Here is a 1,237-nt window from a genome sequence, read left to right as displayed (position 1 = left end):
CTCCTACCCGGTGCAAAACGCCTTTGCCCGCTCTGATACTCTCTTCCAACTGGCGCTGCACCCCTGGTTTGCCTCCCTCTGGACCCGGCTGATGAACTTCAAGGGCAACACGGCTGCCTCCATTGCTGACCTCAACGGTTACTTGCAGCAGATGGCCCGCCGCCAGTTGGATGGGCAAGCGCCGCCCTTCTTTTGCTTTGTCAACCTGATGGAGCCCCACCTGCCCTACTGGCCGCCGGAGCCCTTTGTGCAGAAATATGCTCCCTACTTCAAGACCAACCGCGAGGCGCGCGACTTTTTGCGGGAGTATAACGCCCAGCCCTACCGCTGGATGGCGCCCCTGCCCCAGCCGCTTTCCCCGCTGCAGGCCCAGGTGCTCAGGGACATCTACGATGCCGAGGTGGCCTACCAGGATCACCTGCTGGGATCCGTCTTCGAGACCCTGCGCCACACCGGCCTAGAGCAGAACACCCTGGTGGCCATCGTCGCCGATCACGGCGAAGGCTTAGGGGAACACGACTTTGTCGGCCACGCCTTTGTGGTTTACGAAGAGCTGATCCGCGTCCCCCTGATCCTGCACTACCCCGGCTACTTTCCAGCAGGAAAGCGCGTGGCCACCCCCGTTTCCACCCGCCGCCTCTTCCATACTCTCTTGGAAGCAGCCGGCTTCCGCCCCAGCCTTTCTCTAGCCAACGGCGCCCCCCGCGTCAGCCTCCAGCTTCGCCGCGAGATCGCCCGCCTCAGCCTGAGCCGCACCCTGGCCGGCGAGGATCCGGAGCAGGGAGTGGTGCTCAGCGAAGCCTTCCCGCCCCAGATTCTCCTGCGCGCCATGGAAAACCGCAACGACAACCTGCTGCAGGCGCGCGCCTGTTACGACACCCGCCGCGCTCTCTACGAAGGGGTGACCAAGCTGATCCAAACCGGAGATCGCCCCAGCCTCTACAACCTGGAGCAGGATCCGGCGGAACTGCAGGACTTGCTGGCGGCCGGGATCCCTTCTGAGCCGGGATCCCTTTCCCCCCAGGCTTGGCTAGACCGCCTGCGGCAAGGGCTGAGGCAGTGGTTGGAGTGGGCAGAATCGCGCCGGCCCAGCACCGCTCCTCGCCGAGTTGACATGGAAAGCAACACAGACTTGGTGCGGCGGATGCAAGAGCTGGGCTACCTGGAGTAGGAGCTATTCCAGCTCTCCCTCTTCCCCCCAATGATCCCGCAGGTAGCCGTTGAGATCATCATAGAC

Annotated in this window: 1 protein-coding gene; it reads left to right on the top strand. The window is 63.6% G+C overall.

Features of this window, described 5'->3' with window-relative positions; all coding sequences use genetic code 11:
- Positions 1 to 1,171: sulfatase (locus NW809_RS12670; RefSeq protein ID WP_414402307.1), on the top strand; the 1,171-nt coding region annotated here is incomplete at its 5' end.
- Positions 1,172 to 1,237 lie beyond the last annotated feature (66 nt).

The sequence above is a fragment of the Synechococcus sp. WC101 genome, from assembly GCF_047461555.1.
Classification (GTDB): Bacteria; Cyanobacteriota; Cyanobacteriia; order Thermostichales; family Thermostichaceae; genus Thermostichus.
Note: the sequence above shows the minus strand (reverse complement) of the source record. Positions and strands in the feature narration are given on the sequence as shown.